This window comes from Prevotella sp. C0209C1 (assembly GCF_056583855.1).
Genome location: NZ_JBWPJP010000052.1, coordinates 1 through 6,332, shown reverse-complemented (window position 1 = coordinate 6,332; position 6,332 = coordinate 1). Strand labels below are relative to the sequence as shown.

6 protein-coding genes are annotated in these 6,332 nt (G+C 32.2%); all 6 read right to left on the bottom strand.

All coding sequences use genetic code 11. The features are described from left to right. Window positions 1-364: 364 nt before the first annotated feature. The 6 genes from AC1DCD_RS09905 to rpsF all read right to left on the bottom strand — a co-directional run bounded on the left by AC1DCD_RS09905 (window position 365) and on the right by rpsF (window position 5,945). Window positions 365-1,453 (bottom strand): zinc ribbon domain-containing protein, encoded by a 1,089-nt coding sequence (locus AC1DCD_RS09905; protein ID WP_464641336.1) that lies wholly within the window; start codon window positions 1,451-1,453, stop codon window positions 365-367. Window positions 1,454-1,474: 21 nt separating this feature from the next. Next, window positions 1,475-3,406, bottom strand: coding sequence for a peptidase U32 family protein (locus AC1DCD_RS09900; protein ID WP_353585705.1), 1,932 nt, complete (start codon window positions 3,404-3,406; stop codon window positions 1,475-1,477). Window positions 3,407-3,599: 193 nt separating this feature from the next. Further along, a complete protein-coding gene (locus AC1DCD_RS09895; RefSeq protein WP_353585706.1) occupies window positions 3,600-4,673 on the bottom strand; it encodes an AAA family ATPase in 1,074 nt (357 codons plus the stop codon). A gap of 113 nt (window positions 4,674-4,786) precedes the next feature. Beyond that, the gene (rplI, locus tag AC1DCD_RS09890; protein ID WP_353585707.1) at window positions 4,787-5,311 is read right to left on the bottom strand and encodes a 50S ribosomal protein L9; all 525 of its coding nucleotides are present in this window, start codon (window positions 5,309-5,311) and stop codon (window positions 4,787-4,789) included. Between the two features lie 16 nt (window positions 5,312-5,327). Next, window positions 5,328-5,597, bottom strand: coding sequence for a 30S ribosomal protein S18 (rpsR, locus tag AC1DCD_RS09885; protein ID WP_008451235.1), 270 nt, complete (start codon window positions 5,595-5,597; stop codon window positions 5,328-5,330). Window positions 5,598-5,600: 3 nt separating this feature from the next. Continuing rightward, complete coding sequence (rpsF, locus tag AC1DCD_RS09880; RefSeq protein ID WP_008451230.1) at window positions 5,601-5,945, bottom strand: 30S ribosomal protein S6; 345 nt, start codon at window positions 5,943-5,945, stop codon at window positions 5,601-5,603. Window positions 5,946-6,332: the final 387 nt, after the last annotated feature.

Below are 6,332 nucleotides of genomic sequence, written 5' to 3'. Positions count from 1 at the left end.
CTTGCAGATATAAACAAATGATTTGTAGCATAATATACTGTGAGTCAGCGGAATATTAGATTTTTAAGGGTGGACTAGTTAAGTAGCCAGTAAAACTTTTATTAATTTTCAAAATAGGGTTGACACTTTTTATTAGGTATCAACCATTTTAGTTATTTTTGCTTTGTAAAAAAATTACAACTATGAGTAAAGATAGTTCTTTTTATGAAACATCTATAAAAATATGAATGTTTTAAGGAAGATGTCTTTAGAGGGCGATTTTACTTATTAGTAATATATAGTCCAGACTTGTCTCCTACTCTTTCGTTTCCGTTTGTTTCACTGTTCTTAGTATTCTCTTTTAGCAATAATATTTAAAAGTATATTATTCATTCATAATTCCGCAACGAGGACATCTGCCTTTACGATGCAAGTGCATTCCACAATTTCCGCAATAATAATTTTCGCTATGATGTAACCAATATTGCCTAAAAGAAAAATAAATATATAAAATAAGTAATAAATAACCTATATAATATAAAGTAGTAATAGAAAAAACTATATAATTTACTGCACAAATACCTGCCGTACCACTTAGATATAGAACAATATCTGTCGACTTTAATAATCGCTTAACATCATCTATCGTAGCTATAGCAACAATAAGCATTAACCATACTAATAAAAGGAAAATATTTAGTAGTAAAGGTTGAGAAAAAGGATTTAGCGAAGGATGAAAATAAAACTCTCGCCAAGTTTCAGGTGCAAAAAGCTGAATACTAGCATAAAAAGTTGCAGCTGAAGCTACAACTGTAGTAAGCAATGTAGGATAAATGCTATTGATATCATTAAAATGTACTATTTTTGCATTATGTTTTCGTATTTTTCTTAACATATACCCCACAGCTATTATTGAAATAACTATTAGAAATATAAGTAGATGAATATTTGAAAAAATAGATATAAACTGTGATATAGGATCAGCAGGAACTACGTTTTTAAGGAGTTTACTTTCGTGTATCCACCCAAACTGTGCATTCTCTGTAGCTATATGTACCCATACAGAGTCTATAGAATCTACAGGTAAAATACGTATATCTGCAACAACAATAACATTACCCTTATTAACAGAAAAAGAGTCAGTAGATAAATTATTAATAGTTTCTTCTGGCTGTTGACGGATAATAGATAAAGAATCTGATTTTACTACAAAATTAAAACCTGTTGAGTAATGATGTTTTATTCTAAAGTTAAGGGAGTCTATTTGTGCATTTTTCCCTCCCCAATAAGTAGAAGTGTCTGCCCCTTGTTTAATAATAGAGTCATATTTGTTAGATAATCTATGAAAAATCTGCGCATCTTGAATGCTATCTGGGAGCTGAACTAAAGAACGAGTTTTTTGTCTATAACATCCAGTGAACAGAATATTTAAAAAGACGAAAAACAACAAATATATATATTTTTTATTTTTCATTTCTCTATATCTCCTTTTTGGCTATTCTGAAAAAATATTCATTTGGCAATCTTTACAATCAAATTCTATCCTAAACTGACGATTATCGGATAAACGTAAATGGAGTGGCTCACACCATGTAGGTTGTTTTCCACCTCGCTTTACACAATAACCTAATGAGTATCGGATACAATATCTGCATTGCATCAAGAGTATATTAGGAACACATGCATTTTTATTATTTATTCTATTTAATTTATCTTCTAACTCATACGCCATATCCTTATATTTTAGTCCTTGTGCATTATAAAAATTGAAAGATTTCTGATTGGATATATTATATAAATAAGGCATATTATGATATTGTAGACTATTAGCATCAAGTATAGAAACTTTATCTTCTTTTAATGTATAATGTTGATAAGATCTTTGTTTTCGTATGTTTTTTATCATATCATTAAGTTCTATAACTATCATACGTCTAAGTTCTGATAATACGCTGTTAGGGATAAAACATTGTTCAACTTCTTTTCCAAGCTGCACAGTATCACATAGATAGTGGGTATTACCTAATTTAGTAAGTTGCTTTATGATGTTTTCGATTTGCGTTTTTTTTGCTTGTTGGTGTTCAAAAGACAGTTTCGTCTTAACTTGATATTTTTTCTTATTTACAGATATAATATTTGCAGTCAAAGTGTAACCGTCTTTATACCCATTTAGATATAAGCTTATAGGTATACGTCTATCTGAAGTTTGTTCATTCAACTCTTTTTCGAACGCCTGATCTTGATTTCTATATAGCTTCATACCAGCTTGTAAACCTAGTGGCATTTTGTAAGGGTAAAGCCTATTACCATCTACCCTATTTACTCGGAAACCTTCTAATTTTATATTTTCTTTGCCTTCTATTATTGTTTTATGCAAAAAGCACAATCCATCTCCATTAGTAAAAGTTGCTGTACCAGCTACATTAAAACTATTATTACGTAATTCTTTCACTCTGCCAACATCTTCCCCCAAGGCTTTTGGCGTATTTGGAGAAAAGATATCTATTTGTCTACCTTTCACAAAATAATCTGTATATCCACGATTAAAAGTCTTGTTTAGGTTTGGGGTAAATAGATACTTTGTTTTACCAAGTGAAGCTCTACAAAATTCTTTTGGATATTTATTTATTATAGAGTCTAATCTTTGCGAATAAGCAGAAACCACATTTTTAACATAGTTTACATCTTTTAATCTGCCTTCTATTTTAAAAGAACATGCTCCTGCCCTCATTAAAGATTCTAAATTGTTAATTTGGTTCATGTCCTTTAATGATAGTAGATGAGATTTTTGCTTTATTAACGAGCCTTTATTATCTATAAGGTCAAAAGGTAAACGACAAAACTGTGAGCAGGCTCCACGATTAGCCGAACGATTAAAACAATATTGAGAAGCATAACATACTCCACTAAAACTGACACATAATGCACCATGTACGAAAACCTCAAGTTCTAAATCAGGTAATGATGTGTGGATAGTTTTTATTTCTTCTGCCGATAATTCACGCGCTAAAACGACACGGTTAAAACCCTGCTGCTGAAGCCATTTAGCTTTGTTTAAAGTGCGCGTATCACATTGTGTACTAGCATGGATAGCTATATAAGAAGGTAATCTTTTTTTAATTTCTTCAAATAGCCCCATGTCTTGTACTAAGAAAGCATCTACTCCTGCTTCTACTAATGCATCTACAAGTGCTAATGTATCAGGCAGTTCTTCGTCATAGATAATGGTATTAAGTGTAATATGAACCTTAGCAGCATAGCGGTGAGCATAAGAACATAGATCGGCTATAGATTCTACACTATTTCCTGCCATTTGTCTCGCACCAAATTTTTGTGCACCGATATATACAGCATCAGCCCCATGATCTATAGCAGCTTTACCACATTCTACATTTTTAGCAGGAGCAAGAAGCTCTATTGTTCTCATATTGCTTTTTTATTTAATATCATTGATAGAATAATATATTTATGATAATTATAATAGTTAGAAATATTAAAATAAAACTTTTTAAGCATATCTTTTACAGTAGTAAAACATATTATGACATATTAATCTATTTTTTTTTATCTTATTATACTCAAACTATGTAAATAAAGTATTTTATTTTATTGAGATCGAACTATTTTGTTAATGCAAGATTATAGTTATAATATTCCGTCTTTCCTGTAATATCTTTAACTACTTTTATAAAAGGAGGAAACTTTACTTTTTCGTGATCTACAATACCTTTTGTTTCTAGTATCTGTAAATTTTCATTATCATCTAAATAAGTATCTAATTCGAAAAACTGTCCTTTCCAAATAAAAGTTTTCCTTATTTTATGTATAGTCTTACGATAAGGGTCTGCTTGGCGCATTAGCGATTCATAAAGATTATTATCTATTTGACGCTCGGTTTGTACTTGCTCGCCTGTAGGCAATATTTTTTTTGTAGTTCTAACGTTAATGGAAATACCATTTAAGGTGCGTCTGCGTAACCGTACTTCACTTCGTGGTTCGGAGGTAAGGTAGGTTTGATATATTTCACTTTCAATTGCTTCTGGTATATCGCTTAAAGTACGTACAATGTATTTTCGTTCTTCAATTACCTGTTGAGGTATCTCAAGGACACTCGATATTTCTTGTAATACCCTATTTATCTTTGTATCAAAGTCTTCATGATTATTTATCACACGTAAATGAGGATGCTCAGACCATGCTTGAATAACTTTCTTATCTAATTTTCGAGCAAGCTCTATACCTTCAGTACGCTCACTATTATTAGCCGTAGTATAAAATTGTTCAGCTCCATCTGCAGCACTTACAAGATGTAAAACTGCATCATAACGAGACCTAAGATTATCTGAAGTTATCCCTAAGCCCGATATAATTTCTTGCCACATTTCATTATTCATATAAGCAGAAATATCCATTGTACCTCTATCACAAACAATGATAGTAGGTTTTTTTATAGTTTTTGCTATACGACTAAAATGATTTTCTAGGGATATTTGGGTATCGAGTGTGGCCTTTTCGCCTTCAAAAAAGAAGTGCTTGTTTTTAGTAAGGTAATCCATACCAGCTTGGCTAAAAAGAGTTGGAACCTCAGGGATAACAAAAACCTTATACCCAATACTTGAAAAATGTTCTATTACTTTTACTAAAGCTGTAGTTTTTCCAGCACATGGACCACCTGTAAGAACTATTCGTTTCATTTACATGAATCTTGATATATAAAATAAACTTAACAAAAACATAAAAGTCCCTATCACCACGGAGTGAAAGGGACTAACAAAATATTTACTGACTTGCTTTGCAACTAATTTATTTACTTCTTATCTGCGACTGTATCAGAAGCAGTATCAGCTACAAGCTCTTCAGATTTTTCTTCAGCTGCAACAGGATTTTGCTGATTTTCTGCAACAACAGTTACAGGAATCTTTACCTCTACCTCTTTGTGGAAGTGAACAGTAGCTTCAGAAGTACCTACCTTCTTTATATCACGCATTGTAATAATCTTACGATCTATTTCAATACCTTGCTTTGATAGCTCTTCTGCTACTGTAGCTGTATTTACAGACCCATAAGTTACGCCTGTTGCAGATACTTTTGCAACAATAGTAAGTACAACACCCTCAAGCTGAGCTGCTCTTTTTTGAGCTTCTGCCTTATAAGCAGCAAGCTTAGCAGCTTGTTGCTTTAAATCTTCTGCTAATTGTTTCTTTGCAGAAACTGAAGCAACTACACCCTTACCTGTTGGAATAAGATAGTTGCGACCATAACCACTTTTTACATTAACTATATCGTTCTTGTATCCAAGACCAATAATATCTTCTTTTAATATAATTTCCATCTATTGCCCTCCTCTTTTATTTCATCAAATCGGTTACATATGGAAGAAGTGCTATCTGGCGAGCACGCTTTACAGCTTGTGCTACACGACGCTGATACTTTAATGAAGTTCCAGTAATACGACGTGGAAGTATTTTACCTTGCTCGTTTAAGAATTTCTTAAGGAAATTAGGATCCTTGTAATCGATATACTTAATACCACTTTTCTTAAAACGACAATATTTCTTCTTCTTTGTGTCAATAGAAGGAGCTGTCAAGTAACGAATTTCTGTTTTTTGCTCTGCCATAAATTAAGCCTCCTTTTTAGCTAACCACTTAGCACGACGTTTTTCTGCATATGCAGCAGAATATTTATCTTGCTTAACGGTAATGTAACGAATAACTCTCTCATCACGGCGAAAGCCTGTCTCAAGAGTATTAACAACTGAAGGTTCTGCTTTAAATTCTAATAAAGCATAAAAACCTGATGATTTTTTCTGAATGTTATAAGCTAACTTTTTCAGACCCCAAGCCTCTTCATTCAAAATCTCAGCACCATTATCGGTGAGCAATGTTTTGAATTTAGCGACCGTTTCCTTCATCTGATCATCAGATAAAACGGGAGTTAAAATGAAAACGGTTTCGTATTGATTCATACTACCTAAAATAAATAATTAATATTTTGTTTGCTATTTGCCTTAGCTTTGTGCATAAAGCGATGCAAAGGTAATACTTTTTGTTAAGTTATCAAATGTTTAGAGAGAAAATAACAATACCATGCTAAAGATATTAAAATTTCTTAACCATTAATACTGGATACTTTATGTATTTTAAACAAATAGTTGCAAAACAAGTATGCTATTTGGCTTATCTTTTTTCTGCCTAATAGACGTTGTCATGACTTAAAGTATGCCATCTACTGACCCATTTCTTATTTTTTAGGTCTGCTAAACTATACGCCTATCCCGGGTCAGTCGTAAAACCCAGTTGCAAGCCTTCTCCTCTCAGGCACATAATTTCATAAGCCTGTAAAGGAAGAAAGG